We start from the raw sequence: 19,919 nt of genomic DNA, 5'->3' as shown, positions 1-19,919 counted from the left end.
ATGTCCGTTCAAGCCCCGTCCGCCGTCGTCCTCGTACGGCCGCACACCTTCATGCCCAACCCGGCGACGGCAGTGGACAATGCCTTCCAGATGCCGGCCCACTCCGTAGACCGGCAAACGCTGGCCGCTGCAGCCCGTGACGAGGTAACAGGGCTGGCCGAGGCACTGGAAACTGCCGGCGTCACGGTGCATGTGTTCGAGGACTATGACGAAACCCGCCCGGACAGCGTGTTTCCCAACAACTGGCTCTCCACCCATGCGGGCGGCCGCATCGGGATATTCCCGATGTACGCCCCCAACCGCCGCCACGAACGCCGCAGCGACATCCTTGACTTCCTCAAGATCCACTACCGGGTGCAGGACGTCATCGACTACTCCGGGCTCGAAATGGACCGGGTGTTCCTGGAGGGAACCGGAGCCATGGTCCTGGACCACGGCGGCCGGGTGGCATACGCCGCACGCTCCCGCCGGGCCGATCCCGTCGCGCTGGAGCGGTTCTGCACGAACTTCGGCTATGAGCCCATGCTGTTCGACGCGGTCGACGCGGACGGCACCGCCGTGTACCACACGAATGTGATGATGTCCGTGGCGACGGACTTCGCGATGGTCGGGCTGGGCCTGATCCAGTCGCCGGAGCGCCGGCGCGAGGTTGTGCAACGGCTTTCCAACGGGGGACGGACGGTGATCGAGCTGAGCCACGACCAGGTCCTCAATTTCGCAGGCAACGCGATCGAGCTCCAGGGCGCGGAGGGCCGCGTGCTGGCGCTGTCCCGGCGGGCCCTGGGAAGCCTGACGGCGGACCAGAAGGCCATCATCGAAAGCAGCTGCACCCTGCTGCCCGTCGATGTTCCCACGATCGAACTGGCCGGAGGCTCGGTGCGGTGCATGATTGCCGGAATCCACCTCGACCGCAGGCCCGTCCTCGCCGGCGTCGGAGGCTGAGCCGGCCTTTCAGCCGGTGAAATCGCCGGCGTTGCGGCGGAACGTTCCCAGGATCCCGATCAGCTGCTCGACGTCCTGCTCCTCGAAACCGGACTGGCCGAAGACCTCGGCGTTCAGCACCGCCGTCGCCCGCTTGGCCAGGGTGCGCCCCTCGGCGGTGAGCTCGATCAGCGTGGTGCGCCCGTCGGTCGGGTGCGGCGAGCGGCGCACCAGCCCGGCGCCCTGGAGCCGGTCGACGGCGTTGGTCACCGAGGTGGGGTGGACCTGCAGCAGCGCGCTCGCCTTGTTCATGGGCAGCGCGCCGCCGCGGGCGAAGCTCAGCAGGGCCAGCAGCTCATACCGGGCGAACGTCAGCCCGAACGGCTTGAGGGCGCCTTCGATCCGGGCCATCAGGATCTGCTGGGTCCGCATGATGGCGGTGATGGCGGCCATCGGTGCGGCGACATCGGCCCAGCCGTGCCGTTCCCAGTTCAGCCGGGCATCGGCGATCGGATCACGCGGCAGCGGAGTTCCCACGCCACCTCCTGCGGGCATTCCCGGGCATCATGGGTTCAGCCTAGCTTTTCCGGCTGGTTTTCATGTCCGGCTTTCAGGCCCGGGAAATCGGACTCGGAGTATTCCGTGCCGAGCCCGGCCGGAACGCTTCCGCCGCCGTGGCGCAGCTCCTCGCTGTGCCGCAGTTCCACCCGCCGGATCTTGCCGGAGATGGTCTTGGGCAGCTCCGCGAATTCCAGCCGGCGGATCCGCTTGAAGGGGGCCAGGTGGTCGCGGCAGTACCGCAGGATCTCCTCCGCCAGTTCCGGGCCGGGCTGGTGCCCGGCGGCCAGGACCACGAACGCCTTGGGCACCGAGAGTTTGAGCGGATCGGGGGAGGGGACGACGGCGGCCTCTGCCACCGCGGGGTGCTCGATCAGCACGCTTTCCAGCTCGAAGGGCGAGAGCCGGTAGTCGGAAGATTTGAAGACGTCGTCGTCCCGGCCCACATAGGTGATGATGCCCCGCTCGTCCCGGGCCGCCATGTCCCCCGTGTGGTAGTAGCCGCCGCGGAAAGCCTCCGCCGTCCTCTCCGGGTCACCGTAGTACGCCTTCATCAGCCCCACAGGGCGGGGGTCCAGACGCAGGCAGAGCTCGCCGTCGTCGCCTTCTTCACCGGTGGCGGGGTCCACCAGAACGACGTCGTAGCCCGGCAGCGGCCTGCCCATCGCGCCGATCTTGATCGGCTGGCCGGGGGTGTTGGCGATCTGCACGGTGGACTCGGTCTGGCCGAAGCCGTCCCGGATGCTCTGGCCCCAGGCGCGGTGAACCTGGTCGATCACCTCGGCATTGAGCGGTTCCCCGGCCGAGACCACCTTCGTCGGCGGGTTTTTCAGCTGGCTCAGGTCCGCCTGGATGAGCATCCGCCAGACGGTGGGCGGGGCGCAGAAGCTCGTGACGGATTCGCGGTCCATCTGTTCCATGAGCGCCCTGGCGTCGAAGCGCTCGTAGTTGTAGATGAACACGCACGCCTCGGCGATCCACGGCGTGAACACATTGGACCAGGCATGCTTCGCCCAGCCGGGCGACGCGACGTTGAGGTGCACGTCCCCGGGTTCCAAGCCGATCCAGAACATCGTGGACAGGTGCCCCACCGGGTAGGAGGTGTGCGTGTGTTCCACGAGCTTGGCCTTGGAGGTGGTGCCCGAGGTGAAGTAGAGCAGCAGGGTCTCGTCGGCCCGGGTCGGGGCGTCCGGGGTGAAATCCGCCGGCGCTGTGGCGGACTCTGAGTACTGCAGGGCACCGGTATTTGTCGGTTCCCCGCCGATTTCGATCAGGGTGTAGTTGCCCGGAACGTCGGCAAACTTGGCAATATTGGCGCTTCCGACGGCGGCCCAGCCCGCCTCGCCGCGTTCCACCCGGTCCCGCAGGTCCGCGGGCCCCATCAGGGTGGTGGTGGGGATCATCACGATGCCCAGCTTGATGCCGGCGAGCATGAGTTCCCACAGTTCCACCTGGTTGCCGAGCATGATGATCATCCGGTCCCCGCGCCGGACGCCGCGGCTGCGAAGCCAGTTGGCGAGCTGGGAGGAGCGGCGCGACAGATCCGCGAAACTGCGCCGGGTGGCGGAGCCGTCCTGCTCCACGATCACGAGCGCCGGTTTACCGCCCCTGGCCGGATCCGCCGCGATGGCGTCGAACCAGTCGAGGGCGAAGTTGAATTCCGTAAAGCGCGGCCAGCGAAATTCGGCACGCGCCGTGCCGTAGTCCTCCCGGAGCGCCAGCAGCCTGTCCCGCGCGGCACGGAATTCCTCGGTGACTGTCATGGTGCACCTTTCACCCAGGGAGGCTTCGCCTCTGACCGCCGAGGTGGGTGGTTGGCTGTCGCTGATGACGGCCGGTCCGCTGCGGTGCATTCTGGTGGTGTATCGGAGGCTCGTAGAGGGGACGCGGTGATTGTGGTGGCTAATGTCAATGATCTCCTCGAAGGCCACGTGGCCCTGGATATTCAGTGCCTGGACCGGATCTATCTCAACGGCTACGTCCCGACCCTGCAGGTCAGCGGTCAGGTCGTTTCGTTCATGACCAGGCATCTGGGCTATCGGATCCCTTCCCCGGCAATCCTGGAAAAGATCGGTACGAGCTTTCGCCGATCGGTGAATTCCTTCTCCGAGATCAACCACGTCCCTCTGATCCGCTTCGGCAAGGAGGACCGGAAGATCGACGTCATGCGCCGGTACCTGGCCGCCCAAGCGAAGACCGGCCGGTCCGGGGTCGCAGCGATCGGAGTTGCCCAGGAATACCAGAATGTCTTCGCCTCCACCCAGCGCCAGGGCACCAATGGAATCCCGTGTTTTGGCTTCCATAAGGCAGACCGGCGGGTGACGTGCTTCTATTTCTATCTCTGGGATACCGACTTCGGCCCGGCGTTCGTCAAGGTCTGCGCGTACTTCCCGTATCCGGCCAAGGTCTGGATCAATGGCCACGAGTGGGCCAAGCGCCAGGCCGTGAAGGCCGGGATCGCCTTCACTGAACTCTCCAACGGATTCGCAGCCTGCGAGGATCCGCAGGCGCTGCAGGAGATCTGTGACCGGCTCGGCCCGGGCACCATCGAGGTTTTCTTCCAACGCTGGCTCGCCGTGCTCCCGTTGCCGCTGACCGATCACGACGCGGACGCCGGGTACTGGTGGGAGCTGTCCATGCGCCAGGTCGAGATCTCGAGGACCCTGGTCTTTGACGCTCCCCGCCGGGCCCGGGGCTTCTTTGAGGCACTCGTCGCGGACAACCTCGATATCGGCCGGCCCGACAGCGTCGAACTCATCTTCACCGGTCATGCGCCCCACAGCCGTCCCGGACGCCCGCCCGTCCCCGGACTCTGCAAGACCAAGATTGTCACCCGGGATACCGACGTCACCGTCAACGCGTTCTACAAGCACTCCCGCGTGAAGCAGTACCTCAAAGACGGCCGTGCACTGCGTATCGAAACCGTCGTGAACTCGCCCGATGACCTGCTTGCCACCGCCGTCTGGAACATCTGCCCGAGCTGCAGACCAAAGCCCGTGACATCAACCGCAGGCTGCTCGATACTGAACGTGTCGGGCAGGGCTGTGTCCTTGCGAGCCCAGCCTTTGAGCGGGTCGCGCTCCCCACGCTTACCGCGGACGGGAAGAGGGCTCCGGCCTTGCGGTTCGGCGACCCCCGGGTCATGGCCCTGCTCGGCGCCTTATGTGTCAGCCTTACCGCCCTCGGATTCACCCATCGGAGCCTGCGTGCCCGGGTGAACCATCTGCTGGGCACCGGCTACAGCAGCAACCAAATGAGCTACGACCTCGCACGCCTTCGCCGCAATGGACTCATCGAACGCCGGCCTCACAGCAACACCTACACCCTGACCGCCGACGGCCAACGAGTCGCCCTGTTCTACACCAAGGTCCACAACCGGCTCCTGCGACCCCTCCTGGCAGCCGACAACGTCCCCGCGCCAACACCACTACGCCAAGCCCTGGCAACCATCGACCGCCACGTCAACAACTACATCGACGATGCCCGAATCCAAAAGGCTGCCTAAAACTCAAGACAAACATCAAAGTTCTGACCCCCAAGGAACGCTAGTGATCCACATCACTGTGCAATATACTAGGACATCCAACGGTTTGGAAGAGTGAAGGGATACGTGCCCGTGCAGCCACAAGGACCTGACAGCAGGCAAGCCGCCGGGGTACCCGGGAACGGGGCCCCCGGGAATGCAGTGTCCGGGAACCCGGCGCCGCCGTTCCCGGACGCGGACCTGATGTACATCGTGGAGCTGCTGCCCCCGGCGGAACAGGCCCGGTACCAGGAGATCCGGGAGTTCCTGCAGTCCCGGATCCGGGCGGCCTCGATCGACTACTGGAACCGTGAGGAGTTCCCCTTCGGGCTGCTGGCCGAACTGGGGAAGCACGGCCTCGGCGGCCTGCAGACCGACGGGACCTCCAAGTTGTTCAAGGGCCTGATGTACGTCGAGGTGGCCCGTGCCGACGTGTCGCTCTCGGCCCTCGTGGGCATCCACAACGAGCTGATCGTGGGCATGATCGACGCGCTCGGCTCCCCGGAGCAGAAGTCCCGGTGGCTGCCGGGGCTGACCGGCTTCACCGAGCTCGGGGCCTTCGCGCTGACGGAGCCGGACCACGGCTCGGACATCGCCGGCGGCCTGGCCACCACCGCACGGCTGGAGCGCGGCGAGTGGGTGATCAACGGCGCCAAACGCTGGATCGGCGCCGGCACCATTGCCGACTTCGCCCTGGTCTGGGCCCGCGACGTCGCCGACCAGCAGATCAAGGGCTTCATCGTGGAGACCGACCGCCCCGGCTACACCGCCACGAAGATCGCCAACAAAATCGGGCTGCGGATCATGCAGAACGCGGACATCGTCCTCGACGACGTGCGGATCCCGGAGTCCAACCTGCTGCCGGGGGCCACCGACTTTTCCCGGGCCAACGAACTCCTGCGTGATTCGCGCGCCTGGGTGGGCTGGCAAGGTGCCGGGATCCAGCTGGCCGCGTTCGACGTCGCGCGTTCCTACGCGCTGGAGCGAAAGCAGTTCGGCAAGGAGCTGGCACGTTTCCAGCTCATCGCGCAGCAACTGGCCGAGATGCTGGGCAACGCCACCGCCTCACTGGCGCTGATGGCGCAGCTGGCCCGCATCCAGGAGGACGGCAAGCTGGAGATGGTCCAGGCCGCGATGGCAAAGTCCACCACGACCCGGCTGGCCCGGGCCTCCGTGGCGATGGGCCGCTCCCTGCTGGGCGGCAACGGGATCAGCAGCGACTACGAGATGGGCAAGCTCTTCGGCGACGCCGAAATCCTCTACACCTACGAGGGCAGCTACGAGATCAATTCGCTGATCGTGGCCCGGGCCGTGACGGGCAAGTCGGCATTCGTCTAGGCGTCCCGGGTCAGGCGTTCCGGCTCAGGGAAGGAAACGGTAGCCGATGCCGGCCTCGGTGAGCAGGTGGCGGGGATTGGCGGTGTCCGGCTCGAGCTTGCGCCGCAGCTGCGCCATGTAGACGCGGAGGTAATTGGTTTCCTTGGCGTAGGCCGGGCCCCACACCTCGGTCAGCAGCTGTTGCTGGGTGATGAGCTTTTCGGGATTCCGGACCAGCACTTCGAGCATGTTCCATTCCGTGGGCGTGAGCCGGACATCCTGGCCGTCCCGCAGGACACGGCGTTTCTCCAGGTCCACGGTGAAGGCATCGGTGGTGATGATCCGGGCCTGCTCCGGGCCGTCGCTGCGGCGCAGGAGGGCGCGCAGCCGGGCCAGCAGCTCGTCCAGCCCGAACGGTTTGGTGATGTAGTCGTCGGCGCCGGCGTCCAGGGCCTGGACCTTGTCCTCGGAGCCGTGCCGGGCGGACAGCACCAGGATCGGGACGCGGCTGAAGCCTCGGAGCTCATGGATGACGGCCGTGCCGTCCATGTCGGGGAGGCCGAGGTCCAGGACCACCACCGCGGGCATGTCCTGCCGTGCCGCGAGCAGGGCCGCGCGCCCGTCCGCGGCGGCGGCGACGTCGTAGCCATGGGCCTGCAGGGTGATCCGCAGGGCGCGTAACAGATAGGGGTCATCATCGACCACGAGGACACCGGTCAGCCCCGTTTTCCCGCTCATCCGCTCAGCCCGCTCATCCGCTCATCTGCGTCCGGCCCGGAGAGGATCGGCGGTGCGTGGCGGCGCCGTAGGATGGCCGATTGCGGTTCCAGCGGGGCCTGGTCCGGAGGCGGACTGACCGGGGCGCCGGCGGACAGCGGGAGGCTGATGACCATGGTCAGGCCGCCGCCGGGGGTGGCCTCGGCCGCCAGCTTGCCGCCCATCGCCTCCATGAAGCCCTTGGCCACGGCCAGGCCGAGTCCGACGCCGGTGGCCTGCGTCGCGTCGTCGAGGCGCTGGAATGGCCGGAACATTTCGACGACCCGTTCGGCCGGGACACCGTTGCCGTGGTCGATGATGCGCAGCTCACCGGCCGGGCGGCCCAGGCCGCCGGCGGAACCGGCCAGGACAATATCCGAACCCGGGGCGTACTTGACCGCGTTTTCGACGACGTTCGCGATGACGCGCTCCAGCATCCCGGGGTCCGCATCGACCTCCGGCATGTTGGCGGGCAGCTCCACCCGCACCGTGCCGGCGGGGATCCCGTGCAGGCCGGCGGGAATGGCCTCGTACCAGCGCACGGGCCGCAGCAGGGGCTTGACGGAGTCGGCCGTGATCCGGGACATGTCCAGCAGGTTTCCCACGAGCACGTCCAGCCGGTCGGAGCACTCCTCGATGGTGGCCAGCAGCTCCTGCTCCTCCTCGGGGGTGTAGCGGACCCCGTCCTGGCGGAGGGCGCCCACCGCGAGCTTGATCCCGGCCAGGGGGGTGCGGAGATCGTGCGAGACGGCGCGCAGGATTGAGGTGCGCATGGTGTTGCTTTCGGCCAGCCGCAGGATTTCGTTCCGGTTCGCCAGCAGCTGCTGGCGTTCCAGCTGTGCCACCAGGTGCACGCCGAAGGCGCCGAGCAGCTGCCGGTTGCTGGCCGGCAGGACGCGGCCGGAGAGGACCAGCCACGTGGTGGCATCGATCTGCTCCACATTCTCGGCCTGGATTTCTGCCGGGCCGGAGCCCGAACCGCCGACGGAGCCAGGGGTGGCGTCAGGGGCGGCATGCGGGATCTCGCCGACGCCGGCGAGGAGCCGCCAGCCGGACCGCGAGGCGGCGTCCGGACGGACGCCGCCGCCGGGGTCGGCAACTTCACCGCCGCGGCCGCCGCCGTCGGGCAGGCCGCCGCCGTCGGGCAGGCTGCCGCCGTCGGGCAGGCTGAACAGGGCCGCGCCCCGGACCTGGAAGACATCGAGCGCCTGCTCCAGCAGCCCGGTCACGGTGTCCTCCGAAGCCGCCGCACCGCGGGAAAGGTCGGCCAGCGTGGCCGCTTCGGCGCCGGCCCGGGCAGCCTCCTTGGAACGCCTGGCCGAGAGGTCCACGACGGTCGCGACGGCAGCGGAGACCCCCACAAAGACCAGCAGGGCGAGCACGTCCCGTGAATCCCTGATGGCGAGGTTACCCACCGGCGGAGTGGAGAAATAGTTCACCAGCAGGCTGCTCCAGAGCGCCGCGACAACCGCCGGCCACAGGCCCCCGGCGAGCGCCACGGCGACGGATCCGGTGAGCTGGACCAGCATGGTCGTGGCAAGGTTCTTGTCCGGATTCACGGCAAGCACGAGCTGGAGCAGTGCCGGCAGGAACACCGCCAGGACGAAGCCGATCCGGACCCTGGCCCGGCCCAGGTCCCGGTCCAGCTCCCGCTGCAAGGACATGGCAGGGGCGCCGCTGCCGAAGGGAAGCGGGACCAGATGGACGTCGATGTCGCCGGAGCTGCCGGCCACCCGCGCGGCCGTGCCTCCGCCGCGAAGGTCCAACAGCCGCCCGGCCAGCCTTCCCTGGCGGGAGTTTCCCACGACGATCTGGGTGGCGTTTCGCTGCGGGCGAAGTCGAGCAGGGCGCTGGCCGGGTCTTCGCCGGTCACGATGTGATAGCCGCCGCCGAGGTCCTGGACCAGCCTGCGTTGGGCTTCGAGGGCCTGGGGTGACTCGCCGGACACCCCGTCCGCCGCGCGCACGTGCACCGCCAGCAGGTCGCCGCCGTTGACCCGGTGCAGGATCCGGGCGCCGCGGCGGACCAGGGCCTCGCCGTCGGGTCCGCCGGACAACCCGACGACGATGCGCTCGCGGGCGGGCCAGCTGGCCTCGATCCCGTTGCCCTCCCGGTATCTGGCCAGGCCTTCGTCAACCCCGTCCGCCAGCCACAGCAGGGCCAGCTCGCGCAGGGCGGCCAGGTTGCCCGGACGGAAGTAGTCCGAGAGGGCGGCGTCGATCCGGTCAGCAGGGACGATCCTGCCGTCCGCGAGCCGCTGGCGCAGGAGCTCGGGGGAGATGTCCACCAGCTGGATCTGCCCTGCCCGGCGGGCGATCCCATCCGGCACGGTCTGGGCGGGGCTGGTCCGGGTGATGGTGCTGATCACGTCGCTGAGGGAGGCGAGGTGTGCGATGTCCAGGGTGGACAGGACGCTGATTCCGGCCTCCAGCAGCTCGTCGATGTCCTCCCAGCGATGGGGGTTGCGGCTGCCCGGGACATTGGCGTGGGCGTACTCGTCCACGATTGCCATGGAAGGGGCGCGGCGGAGCACCGCGTCCAGATCCAGCTCCTCGACGTGAAACCCGCGCACGGGCACCCGCCGGGCCGGAATGAGCTCCAGCCCGTCCAGCAGTGCACGCGTGTCCCGGCGGCCGCGGTCCCGGGCGAAGGCGACGACGACGTCCTCGCCGTTGCCGCGCAGCCGGTGCCCCTCCCGCAGCATGGCGTAGGTCTTTCCGACGCCGGGTGCTGACCCCAGGAAGATGCGCAGCGTTCCACGTGCCATGCTGTCATTCTTCCATTCCGCCCTCCTCCCGGCAGGAGGTGGCTGACCGGCGTCGGCTATTTCTCCACCCGGGGCTGCCAGCAGCGTTAGGGGGACGTTAATTTTGCCGGGGTCAGCATATGGAACGCGTTAAGACCGTCCCGGAACGGCCCGGCCGGTGATGTCATGGAGGAAGAGGCTGCCGCGGACACCGTGGACGCGGGGCCGTACTCCACGGGAGAAAACAGAGATGAACGCCATGAGGGGACTGCGGCCGCGCAGCCACAATGTTCCTGCCCTTGCTGGCAGGTCCCGGGATTTCATTGCTGTCGATGACAGCGGGGACTTTACCTATCACCGGTCCGAACAGGATCTCCTCACGGCGTTTGAATACGTCGAGGAAGCGCGGACTGTCCTCGACCGCGACGGAACCGATTATCGTCTGGCCCTGGATCCGAACCGCCACATTGTCCTGGGGCCGGCACTCGGTCCGGTGGAATTCCACTGGCTCCGCCAGGCCTGGCAGGTGGCCCAGAAAATGCATATTGAAGAGCACCGGATCCGGCGCTTCTTCGCTGACACCGGGGACCAGTTGCTGCGGGACCTCTTCGAAACCCTCGTCCTTGAACACGGCGCGGGTTCCGCCACAGACTCCTGGACGGTCGACATCGAGAGCACACCAACACATCTGGATAATCTGGAGGAGGTCGACCGTCGGCTTTCCGGTCCGGTCCGGCTGGAACAGGCCCGGGTGGAGGACCCATTCGGGCGCACCTACCGGCCGGTCCGGCACCGCAACCACTGGTACCTGCCGGCTGCTGCCGGATTCATCGTCTACATTGAAATCCCTCCGCACAACGGCGCACGCCGGGCCCCGGGCCGCCGCGCGGCGGCGTGAGGCGATGACGGGCGTTAAGGATCCGTAAGGATTGACGCGGCGCCCGGAGCCGCGCGGCAGGCCGGTGTTAGCGTCAGCAGTGATCGCGGTGCAGGGCACTGCGCGGAGAGGCAAAAATGACGACGCTGAGCAGGCCGCCGGCAGATCCTTCGACACCCCGTCCGGGTGCCAGGGAGAAATTCAGGAGCTGGCTGTTGTTGGGCCTGCAGGACGCGAAGGGTTCCCATCAGGGCCCGGGCGCGGTGGGTGACTCCCATCTGAAGAAACATTCGTGGTGGCAGGTGATGTGCCTGACCGGCGTCGACTATTTCTCGACGCTGGGCTACCAGCCAGCCATCGCCGCCCTGGCCGCGGGGGTGATCTCCCCGCTGGCCACCCTGGTGCTGGTGGCCGTCACGCTTCTGGGCGCCCTGCCGGTCTACCGCCGCGTAGCCGGGGAAAGCCACCGGGGTGAAGGATCCATCGCCATGCTCGAGCGTCTGCTGCCGCGCTGGAGCGGCAAGCTCTTTGTCCTGGTCCTGCTGGGGTTTGCGGCCACGGACTTCATGATCACCATGACGCTGTCCGCCGCCGACGCAACGGCGCACGCGATCCAGAACCCGTTTGCCCCCGGCTGGATGCAGGGACAAAACGTTGCCATCACGCTGGTCCTGCTGGCCCTGCTGGCCGCCGTGTTCCTGCGCGGGTTCACAGAGGCCATCGGTGTCGCGGTTGTCCTGGTCGGCATCTACCTGAGCCTGAATGTCGTGGTGGTGGCCACGACCATTCTTGAAGTGTTCACCCACCCGGTTGCCGTACAGGACTGGTGGTATGCCCTGTCCACCCAGCACGGGAACCCGGTCATGGTGGTCGGCATCGCCCTGCTGGTCTTCCCCAAACTGGCCCTGGGGCTGTCCGGCTTCGAAACCGGCGTCGCCGTGATGCCGCAGATCCAGGGGCGGCCCGGTGACACCGAGGAGAACCCCGCCGGCCGGATCGACAGGGCCCGGCGGCTGCTGACAACGGCGGCCGTCATCATGAGCTGTTTTCTGGTCACGACGAGCTTCACCACGGTGATCCTGATCCCGGCACAGGAATTCGAGCCCGGCGGGCAGGCCAACGGCCGCGCCCTGGCGTTCCTGGCCCACGAATACCTCGGTCCCGGGTTCGGCACGGTCTATGACATCAGCACCATCGCCATCCTCTGGTTCGCCGGCGCCTCCGCCATGGCGGGGCTGCTGAACCTGGTGCCCCGCTACCTGCCCCGCTACGGCATGGCCCCTGGCTGGGCCCGGGCCGTGCGCCCGCTGGTGCTGGTGTTCACGCTGGTCGGGTTCCTGATCACCTGGCTGTTCAACGCCGACGTCGACGCGCAGGGCGGCGCGTACGCCACCGGCGTGCTGGTGCTGATGACCTCGGCCGCCGTGGCCGTGACCCTCTCGGCCCGGCGCCGGCAGCAGCGCAAACGCACTGTCGGGTTCGGAGTGATCGCGGTGGTGTTCATCTACACGACCGTGGCCAACATCTTCGAACGGCCCGAAGGCATCCGGATCGCCGCCTTCTTCATCGTAGGGATCATGGTGATCTCGCTGCTGTCCCGGGTCCGGCGGTCCTTCGAACTGCACGCTGGACCGGCAGGCCCTGGAGTTCATGTCCGATGTGCTGGACGGGCCACTGGCCATCATTTCCCACGAACCGCTCCGACTCACGGCCGAGGCGTACCGGGACAAATTGACCTCCGCGATAGAGGTCAGCCACCTTCCCGTGGACTACCAGGCGTTGTTCCTGGAGGTGATCATGGACGATTCCTCGGACTTCGAAACGGCCTTGGAGGTCCGCGGCGTTCTCCGGCACGGCTACCAGATCCTCGAGGTGCACGGGCCGGTCGTCCCGAACACGATCGCCTCGGTGCTGCTGCACATCCGGGACGTGACCGGCCTGATGCCGCACATCTACTTCCGCTGGACCGAGGGCAACCCGGTGCTCAATCTGCTGCGGTTCCTGTTCCTGGGAGAGGGGGAGATCGCGCCCGTCACGCGCGAGGTGCTGCGCGAAGCCGAACCCGACGTCACCAGGCGCCCCTGGGTCCACGTCGGCTGACCGCCGGTCCGGAAATCCGTAGGCGTTAAGACGGCGTCGCCTTCCTCCCGGCAGCCGTTATGAACGGCGTACTTCAAGTGAAAGACTGACGCCATGGCACGTGGAAGGCTGCGCATCTTCCTGGGGGCCGCCCCGGGAGTTGGCAAGACGTACGAAATGCTCGAGGAAGCGCACCGCCTGGTCAAGCGCGGCGAGGACGTCGTCGTCGCACTCGCCATGGACCACGGCCGCGCCGACACGCGGTCGCTGCTGGACGGTCTGGAGGTCATCCCGCACCGGCTCCTCTCGTACCGGGGCACCGGATTCGAAGAGATGGACCTGGACGCAGTGCTCGGCCGCGCCCCGGCCACGGCGGTCGTGGACGAATACGCCCACACCAACATCCCCGGCAGCCGCCACGCCAAACGCTGGGAGGACATCGACGAACTCCTCGGCGCCGGCATCAACGTCCTTTCCACAGTTAACATCCAGCACCTGGCATCCCTCGGCGACGTCGTCAGCGCCATTACCGAGGTCCGCCAGGCCGAAACGGTTCCGGACGACGTCGTGCGCCGGGCCGATCAGATCCACCTGGTGGACATCTCGCCGGAACTGCTGCGCCAGCGACTGGGCGACGGGAAGATCTACGCCCGTGACGAGATCGACGCGGCCCTGTCGAATTACTTCCGGCTCGGCAACCTCACCGCTCTGCGTGAACTGGCCCTCCTCTGGCTCGCGGACCGGGTCGATGAAGGCCTGGCCAGGTACCGGGCCGAAAACGACATCCAGGCCACGTGGCCGGCCCGCGAACGCATCGTCATCGGCCTGACCGGCGGCCCGGAGGGGGAGATCCTCATCCGCCGCGGCGCCAGGATCCTGAACCGGGTCAGCGGCGGGGACCTGCTGGCCGTGCACGTCCGTGCCGCTGACGGTGTGGCCAGCGAATCACCGCAGGCGCTCGAGGCCCAGCGCCGCCTGATCCAGGAACTGGGCGGCAGCTACCACACCGTGGCAGGGGAAGACCCGGCCCGTGCGCTGCTGGACTTTTCCCGCAGCGTCAACGCCACCCAGATCGTCGTCGGCATCTCCCGCCGGGGGAAACTCTCCGGAATCCTCGGAGGCATGTTCGGCGGCGGGATCGGCAACAGGGTGGTCCGGGAGTCGGGCGACATCGACGTCCACATGGTCTCCCACCCCCTCGGCGGCCGCGGCCTCGAACGTCCCCGGCAGCGGGACCTGGGCCGCATCCGGGTCGCCGTCGGGTTTGCCCTGGCCGTCGTCGTACCCGTGCTGCTCCAGTTGCTGCTCGCCGCGAGCCCGGCCCACAATGTGGCCACGGCCGTGCTGGTCCAGCTCACCGGATCCGTCGCCGTCGCCCTTGTCGGCGGTCTCTGGCCGGCACTGCTCGGAGCGCTCTGGAGCAGCCTGCTGGTCAACTACTTCTCCACCCCTCCGATGGGCACCCTGACCATCAGCGACCCGCAGAACGTCCTCGCCCTTTTGGTCTTCGTCGGTGTGTCCGCCGCCGTTGCTATCGTGGTGGACCTCTCGGCCCGCCGTTCCAAAGAGGCCGCCCGGGCCCGCGCCGAAGCAACCACCCTCTCAGACCTCACCCGTGGCGCCGCGAGCTCGGAGGACACCGTCAAACGACTGCTTGAGCAAGCATTGGACGTCTTCCACGTCCGGGGCGCAGCCCTGTACGGACTCGCCGACACCGGAGGCGGACACCCGGGGAAGAACTGGCGGATCATCGCCCGCGCCGGCGAGCTCCCGGCTCCCGCCGCGGTCGGCAATAGGGACTCCGTCCCCGAAGACTTCCACACCGAAAATACCGAACAGATCGACGCGGCCACCCGGCTCGCACTCTTCGGCCCCGCACTGCCAGCCGGCGACCGGCGGCTGCTCGGAGCGTTCGGCGCGCACCTGGCCGCGCAACTGGAACGCCAGCAACTGGCCGCCAGCCGCCGTGAAGTCCTCCGGCTGGCCGAAAGCAACACCATGCGTACCTCCATCCTCCGGGCCGTATCCCACGACCTGCGCACCCCGCTGGCCGGGATCAAGCTCGCGGCCGGCAGCCTCCTGCAGGAAAGTGTGGACTACACCCCCGAACAGCAACGCGAACTGCTGCAGACCATCGACGAATGCTCCGACCGGCTGGACCTGCTCGTCGGGAACCTCCTGGACATGTCACGGATCACGGCCGACGCCGCCAAGCCCCTCCTCAAGCCCGTGCGCTGGTACGAAGTCATCCCCGCAGCCCTGCACGGAATCCCCCCGGGCCGGGTCCGGGCGGATCTGCCACCCAACATGCCCGAAATCGAGGCAGACCCCGGGATGCTCGAACGCGTCATCGCGAACATCGCAGAAAACGCCGTCAAATACGCGCCCGAATCCGAGATTATCCTCGTCGGGACCGCCGGCGGCCTCAGCGCAGAAACCCTTGCGGGGCGACCCGCAGGCGAACTCCGGATCATCGACCACGGCCAGGGAGTCCCGGCAGAAAGCGTGGTCGAAATGTTCCGGCCCTTCCAGCGCCTCGACGACATCCCCCAGACCACCGGCGTCGGCCTCGGACTGGCCGTCGCCAAGGGCTTCACCGAAGCCATGGGCGGCACTCTCACCGCAGAACCCACCCCCGGCGGCGGCCTCACCATGGTCATCCGCCTTCCACTCTCCACGGGCGCACCCGCCGACGACAGGCACGGGCAGGCACCCCTGGTACCCCAGTCGTTCCTGGCCCGGCGGACTCACGCCATGCCTCTCCAGCCGTCCAGAACGCAGACACCATGACCGGGGTCCTGGTGGTCGACGACGACCCGCACCTGCTGAAAGTCCTGAAAATCGCGCTCGAAGCCAACGGCTACACGGTCACCACCGCCGCGGACGGCCGGTCCGCGCTCCTCGCCGTCACGCAGCACCCGCTGGAACTGATCATCCTGGACCTGGGCCTGCCCGACATCGACGGCACCACCGTGATCAGGAGAATCCGGAGCTGGAACCGCGTCCCCGTCCTCGTCCTCTCAGCCCGGCACACCTCCGATGACAAGGTGGAAGCACTGGATGCCGGCGCTGACGACTACCTCACAAAACCCTTCGGCCCCGACGAACTCCTCGCCCGGCTCCGCGCCCTGTTGCGCCGGGCGTCCGAACAGCACCAGGAACCCGTCATCACCACCGACTCCTTCACCGTGGATCTGGCCAACCACCGCGTCACCCGAGACGGCAACGATGTGCGCCTGACACCCACCGAATGGAACGTCCTCGAGCTCCTGGTCCGGAATCCCGAAAAACTCATCACGCACCGGCAACTGCTGAGCGAAGTCTGGGGCCCGGCCTATGCCAAGGACTCCAACTACCTCCGCGTCTACATGGCCCAGCTCCGGCGCAAACTCGAACCCGACACCGGCAACCCCCGACACCTCCTCACCGAGGCAGGAATCGGCTACAGATTCCAGCCGTGACCGTGCCCGGCACCCCCAGGACGCACAAGCGCCCCTCCGGAGGAATCCTCCGGAGGGGCGCTTGTGGTTTTCGGGGAAAACGTCCCGGCCGGCTGCCGGGGCTACTTTCCTGAGTTGTTAGAGCGGGCGGATGTTCTCAGCCTGCGGGCCCTTCGGGCCCTGGGTGACGTCGAACTCGACCTTCTGGTTCTCATCCAGCGAGCGGTAGCCGCTGCTGGCGATTGCCGAGTAGTGGGCGAAAACGTCGGCCGACCCGTCATCCGGGGCAATGAAGCCAAAACCCTTTTCGGCGTTGAACCATTTAACTGTGCCTGTAGCCATGCCATATCCTTCTGAAATGCTGCTGATCTCCGGCGGCCATAAGGCCAACGGCTGCGGAGACATTCGTCCGCTGTCCCCAACGTACGGGTCCCCGGCCCATGGTGCAAGGGCCCAACGAGGGGATTTCGTGTCGGCCCGGCGCCATAGCCGGGGCACGATGACGACAATCCCGGTGGTTAGCCGCGTGCTTCGAGTGCGATGCGACAATTCCCTCGCGCTACCGGAATGACGGCCGCGTCAGGGAATTGCCGCATCGGGGAGCGCTTAGACCACCGTTCCGGCGGCGCCGTCGACGGTGACAATCTGGCCCGTGCGCAGCCGTGTGGTGGCATCCGGCACGCCGACCACGGCCGGGATGCCGTACTCGCGGGCCACCACGGCCCCGTGCGAGATGACGCCGCCCATCTCCATGACCAGGGCGCCGGCGGTCATGAACAGCGGGGTCCAGCCGGGGTCCGTGGAGGGCGCCACCAGGATTTCCCCGGGCTCGAGGTGGGCGCCTACCGGGTCCAGGATGACCCTGACCTTTCCCGTGGCGGTGCCGGCCGACGCCGGTGTTCCCGCCAGCGCCCCGGCGGCCGGGAACTTCGCCATCAAGGCGGCCTCGACGTCGGTGCCGTCCGAGAGCAGGAGCCGCGGAATGCGCCGCCGTCGCAGTTCATTGGCGTAGAGCCGGCGGCGGTCCCGGACCATGGCCTTCAGATCGGCGCCGCGCAGGCCCACCCGGAGCTCGTCGAAGTCCAGGAAAAAGACATCGTCCGCGGCCCCGATGGCGCCGGAGCCGGCCAGTTCGGCGCCCACGAGGCCCAGCTGGCGGTGCATCGCGGCGAGCGCCAGCACGACATAGAACTTCGGGAGTTCGCGGAGCCCGGACAGCTGCCGTGCCCGGCGCAGACATAGCGCAACGAGCCGTCCGCGCAGGCGGCTCCGGGCCTGCGCCCGTTCCACGAGGTTCCGGGCCTTGGCCTCGGCCTGATCCGCCGCCCGGGCGAACTGCCGGTCCGGGGCCTGTTCCGGGTCCTGGACGCGCAGGTAGTTGGAGATCATGCCCAGGATGTGGTCCGGCTCCTCGGACCAGCGCGGCATGCCGACATCAATCTCGGCCACCGCGCGGTGCCCATACCGGGCCAGGAAGCCGCGCACGCCGCCCTGGGCCACCGACGGAAGGGCGCCGGCAGCATAGCCCGCGGCCAGTTCCCCGGGGTCTGTGGCCAGGAAGATCTTACGGGAGGCCGGATCCGCGCCGACGGCAACCGAGAGCTGCCAGAGTTCAAGGTCCATCTCGGTGGTGACATTGTGGGGCAGCCCGCGCAGCACTGCCTCCAGTTCGCGGGGCTGCGCGATGCCGCGCAGCAGCCTGCGGGCCAGGGCCAGCATGAGGTAGCCGACGGCGGGTCCCGGCAGGGTGGCCATGATCAGCCTGTCCGTGCTCCGTTCCAAGATGCGCCGGCTGTGGTCGAGCCGGTCCAGGGCGGCCGCCGGTTCGCGCAGCGCCAGCTCTGGTTCGAGGCGCTTACCGTAGGCCTGTGCCCGGGCAAGCCCGGCCCCGGGCCGCAGCGCGGTACCGATCAGGGCGGGTACCAGCCGGGCAAACAGGGCAACGCCTGCCATCCGTTCCGCGCCGGAGCCGGGGCCGGAGGCGGGGCCGGAGCTGCCGCGGGCCGCCCCGGCGCTGACGGGGGATGGCCGGAGCGGACGCTTGGCGACGCCAAACCTCGGGTCCTCGAGCAGCGCCGGAAAGACCGCCCCCGACCTCCCGTCGGCCAGCGGGAGGATCCGCTGCAGGGCGCGGCGCCCTGTCTTGTTCCGCACCATGGGAGTGAGGTCCAAGTACATGCGCAGCCCCGGATTGGCATACTGCCAGGGCCCCCTGCGGTTCCCCATCCCGCCCAGCACCGCAAGCCCCATCGGGGTGATCGGGCGCGTCAGTCCCTGCAGCAGGGTGCCGCAGAGGTAGACCCGGTCCCCGTCCGCGGCTCGCGGTTCCAGGCCGGCCGCGGCGCCGGCCGGGTCCGTGCCGGCGCGCTCCGGCAGCGGATACAGGGTGGTGATCGGACGCGACTGGGTCAGCCAGATCCTGCCTGCGGCGTCGATGACCCATTCCACGTCCTGGGGGGCGCCGAACAGCCGCTGGACGGTGTCTCCCAGCGAGGTGAGGTCACGGATCCGGGCATCGTCCAGTGCCGGCCGGCGCCGCGGTCCGTTCCCGGCCGGAGCCCGGAGAAGGATCCGGCCGGTGGCTGTGTCCACCACGTAGTGGTCCGGGTTCACCGCGCCGGACACGACTGCCTGTCCAGGTCCCGGGGCCGCGTCGATGACCGTCTCGGTCCGGGTGCCGGTGACCGGATTGGCGGTGAACAGCACACCTGCGGCCGCGGCGTGGATGAGGTCCTGGACGACGACGGCGAGGCTCGCGTCGCGGTGGCTGATGCCGTTGACGAAGCGGTAGGAAACGGCCCGTTCGGTCCAGAGCGAGGCCCAGCAGCGGCGGACGGCCTGGACCACGGCGTCGGCGCCGGCGATGTCCAGGTAAGTGTCCTGCTGGCCGGCGAAGCTGGCGAAGGGCAGGTCTTCGGCCGTGGCGGAGGACCGGACCGCCACCACGGGCGAGCCCATCGCGGCGTAGGTCGTGCGGATGGCGGTGTCCACGTCGTGGGGGATCGGCGACGTCACGATCATTTCCCTCGCGCGCAGCGCAAGCTGGGCTATTCCTTCCCCGTCTGCATCCCCGGCTCGTTCCCGGGCCGGAGGTGCCTCGGAGCCCGCACGGTCGAGACGGGCTGCCAGCGCAGCCAGCTCCGGCGGCGCCGCCATCGAGTATGCGACGGTCGTCAGGCAGAACCCGCGCGGCACGGGCAGCCCGGCGGCCACGAGCCTGCCGAGGTTCAGCGTCTTGCCGCCCACCAGCTGCAGCGGGGCCGAGCCGAGTTCACCGAGGTCCACCACAAGGCTGTCCGGCACAGCGATGCCTGGAGAGCCCATTTCTGCTCCGTCACCCGCCGGCGTCAGCGCCGCCGGTGTCCTCCCACTGCACGTCGAGGTTGCGGAAGACGGGAGGCCCGTCGCAGAGGGCAGCCATCTTCGCGGCGAAGTCGGAGGTCTCGGGCCGGTCGGAGTTCTCCATGGCCGATTCGTAGGAATCGAATTCGACGATGGTGAGGTAGGTTCCGGGCCGGTCGCGGTCCGCGGTGGCCATGATGCGGCCGAAGGTCGGGGCGGTGGTTCCCTCGGTCCGTGAGGGATGGCCGAGCGCTTCGATCTCCTCGATGCGGGACGTCTTGAATTCGATGATCTGCACAAACCTGGCCATGACGGCTCCTCGGCGGCGGCGGATGTTGATGCGCTTCACGGTAGACCGGC

General features: G+C 68.3%; 14 protein-coding genes and 2 pseudogenes. 8 read left to right on the top strand and 8 right to left on the bottom strand.

Annotation, left to right across the window (positions count from 1 at the left end):
* Entirely contained in the window at window positions 1–942 is a 942-nt protein-coding gene (gene ctlX / locus ACQCSZ_RS18355) for a citrulline utilization hydrolase CtlX (RefSeq protein WP_427005108.1), read from the top strand.
* A gap of 9 nt (window positions 943–951) precedes the next feature.
* On the opposite strand, the gene ACQCSZ_RS18350 is transcribed toward ctlX, so the two are convergent.
* Together ACQCSZ_RS18350 and ACQCSZ_RS18345 are read right to left on the bottom strand one after the other, a co-directional pair.
* Entirely contained in the window at window positions 952–1,458 is a 507-nt protein-coding gene (locus tag ACQCSZ_RS18350) for a MarR family winged helix-turn-helix transcriptional regulator (protein WP_427005107.1), read from the bottom strand.
* A gap of 35 nt (window positions 1,459–1,493) precedes the next feature.
* Complete coding sequence (locus ACQCSZ_RS18345) at window positions 1,494–3,242, bottom strand: AMP-binding protein (protein ID WP_427005106.1); 1,749 nt, start codon at window positions 3,240–3,242, stop codon at window positions 1,494–1,496.
* Between the two features lie 135 nt (window positions 3,243–3,377).
* Between ACQCSZ_RS18345 and ACQCSZ_RS18340 the strand changes: the two genes are divergently transcribed.
* The 3 genes from ACQCSZ_RS18340 to ACQCSZ_RS18330 all read left to right on the top strand — a co-directional run bounded on the left by ACQCSZ_RS18340 (window position 3,378) and on the right by ACQCSZ_RS18330 (window position 6,340).
* Complete coding sequence (locus ACQCSZ_RS18340) at window positions 3,378–4,697, top strand: hypothetical protein (RefSeq protein WP_427005105.1); 1,320 nt, start codon at window positions 3,378–3,380, stop codon at window positions 4,695–4,697.
* Entirely contained in the window at window positions 4,694–4,984 is a 291-nt protein-coding gene (locus ACQCSZ_RS18335) for a hypothetical protein (RefSeq protein WP_427005104.1), read from the top strand. The genes ACQCSZ_RS18340 and ACQCSZ_RS18335 overlap by 4 nt, the downstream gene beginning before the upstream one ends.
* A 222-nt stretch (window positions 4,985–5,206) precedes the next feature.
* A complete protein-coding gene (locus ACQCSZ_RS18330; protein WP_427008381.1) occupies window positions 5,207–6,340 on the top strand; it encodes an acyl-CoA dehydrogenase family protein in 1,134 nt (377 codons plus the stop codon).
* 24 nt (window positions 6,341–6,364) lie between these two features.
* Here ACQCSZ_RS18330 and ACQCSZ_RS18325 read toward each other — a convergent pair whose 3' ends face one another.
* The 3 genes and pseudogenes from ACQCSZ_RS18325 to ACQCSZ_RS18315 all read right to left on the bottom strand — a co-directional run.
* On the bottom strand, window positions 6,365–7,039 hold the full coding sequence (locus ACQCSZ_RS18325) for a response regulator (protein ID WP_427008380.1): 675 nt from the start codon (window positions 7,037–7,039) through the stop codon (window positions 6,365–6,367).
* Between the two features lie 14 nt (window positions 7,040–7,053).
* Window positions 7,054–8,808, bottom strand: a complete 1,755-nt coding sequence (locus tag ACQCSZ_RS18320) for a sensor histidine kinase (protein ID WP_427005103.1) — start codon at window positions 8,806–8,808, stop codon at window positions 7,054–7,056.
* A 461-nt stretch (window positions 8,809–9,269) separates the two neighbouring features.
* A pseudogene (locus ACQCSZ_RS18315) lies at window positions 9,270–9,779 on the bottom strand (histidine kinase); the annotation flags it as partial.
* A gap of 292 nt (window positions 9,780–10,071) precedes the next feature.
* Between ACQCSZ_RS18315 and ACQCSZ_RS18310 the strand changes: the two are divergent.
* From ACQCSZ_RS18310 to ACQCSZ_RS18295, 4 genes and pseudogenes are all read left to right on the top strand, one after another.
* Entirely contained in the window at window positions 10,072–10,719 is a 648-nt protein-coding gene (locus ACQCSZ_RS18310; protein WP_427005102.1) for a hypothetical protein, read from the top strand.
* 116 nt (window positions 10,720–10,835) lie between these two features.
* A pseudogene (locus ACQCSZ_RS18305) lies at window positions 10,836–12,798 on the top strand (amino acid transporter).
* Window positions 12,799–12,891: 93 nt separating this feature from the next.
* Window positions 12,892–15,567: a DUF4118 domain-containing protein gene (locus ACQCSZ_RS18300; RefSeq protein ID WP_427005101.1), complete on the top strand. Its 2,676-nt coding sequence runs from the start codon at window positions 12,892–12,894 to the stop codon at window positions 15,565–15,567.
* Window positions 15,564–16,238 (top strand): response regulator, encoded by a 675-nt coding sequence (locus tag ACQCSZ_RS18295; RefSeq protein ID WP_427005100.1) that lies wholly within the window; start codon window positions 15,564–15,566, stop codon window positions 16,236–16,238. Before ACQCSZ_RS18300 ends, ACQCSZ_RS18295 begins: the two co-directional genes overlap by 4 nt.
* 117 nt (window positions 16,239–16,355) lie before the next feature.
* On the opposite strand, the gene ACQCSZ_RS18290 is transcribed toward ACQCSZ_RS18295, so the two are convergent.
* The 3 genes from ACQCSZ_RS18290 to ACQCSZ_RS18280 form a co-directional block, all read right to left on the bottom strand.
* Window positions 16,356–16,559, bottom strand: a complete 204-nt coding sequence (locus ACQCSZ_RS18290; RefSeq protein ID WP_013599688.1) for a cold-shock protein — start codon at window positions 16,557–16,559, stop codon at window positions 16,356–16,358.
* Window positions 16,560–16,823: 264 nt separating this feature from the next.
* A complete protein-coding gene (locus ACQCSZ_RS18285; protein ID WP_427005099.1) occupies window positions 16,824–19,541 on the bottom strand; it encodes a PEP/pyruvate-binding domain-containing protein in 2,718 nt (905 codons plus the stop codon).
* 10 nt (window positions 19,542–19,551) lie between these two features.
* Window positions 19,552–19,908, bottom strand: coding sequence for a hypothetical protein (locus ACQCSZ_RS18280; protein ID WP_427005098.1), 357 nt, complete (start codon window positions 19,906–19,908; stop codon window positions 19,552–19,554).
* Between the last annotated feature and the right edge of the window lie 11 nt (window positions 19,909–19,919).

It is taken from the genome of Pseudarthrobacter sp. H2 (assembly GCF_050157045.1).
Lineage (GTDB): Bacteria > Actinomycetota > Actinomycetes > Actinomycetales > Micrococcaceae > Arthrobacter.
Note: the sequence above shows the minus strand (reverse complement) of the source record. Positions and strands in the feature narration are given on the sequence as shown.

Excerpts from the sequence above, each read along its gene's own strand:
- ctlX (WP_427005108.1), top strand. The coding sequence starts at position 1 with ATGTCCGTTCAAGCCCCGTCCGCCGTCGTCCTCGTACGGCCGCACACC.
- ACQCSZ_RS18345 (WP_427005106.1), bottom strand. The coding sequence starts at position 3,242 with ATGACAGTCACCGAGGAATTCCGTGCCGCGCGGGACAGGCTGCTGGCG.
- ACQCSZ_RS18330 (WP_427008381.1), top strand. The coding sequence starts at position 5,207 with ATGTACATCGTGGAGCTGCTGCCCCCGGCGGAACAGGCCCGGTACCAG.
- ACQCSZ_RS18310 (WP_427005102.1), top strand. The coding sequence starts at position 10,072 with ATGAACGCCATGAGGGGACTGCGGCCGCGCAGCCACAATGTTCCTGCC.
- ACQCSZ_RS18300 (WP_427005101.1), top strand. The coding sequence starts at position 12,892 with ATGGCACGTGGAAGGCTGCGCATCTTCCTGGGGGCCGCCCCGGGAGTT.
- ACQCSZ_RS18295 (WP_427005100.1), top strand. The coding sequence starts at position 15,564 with ATGACCGGGGTCCTGGTGGTCGACGACGACCCGCACCTGCTGAAAGTC.
- ACQCSZ_RS18290 (WP_013599688.1), bottom strand. The coding sequence starts at position 16,559 with ATGGCTACAGGCACAGTTAAATGGTTCAACGCCGAAAAGGGTTTTGGC.
- ACQCSZ_RS18285 (WP_427005099.1), bottom strand. The coding sequence starts at position 19,541 with ATGGGCTCTCCAGGCATCGCTGTGCCGGACAGCCTTGTGGTGGACCTC.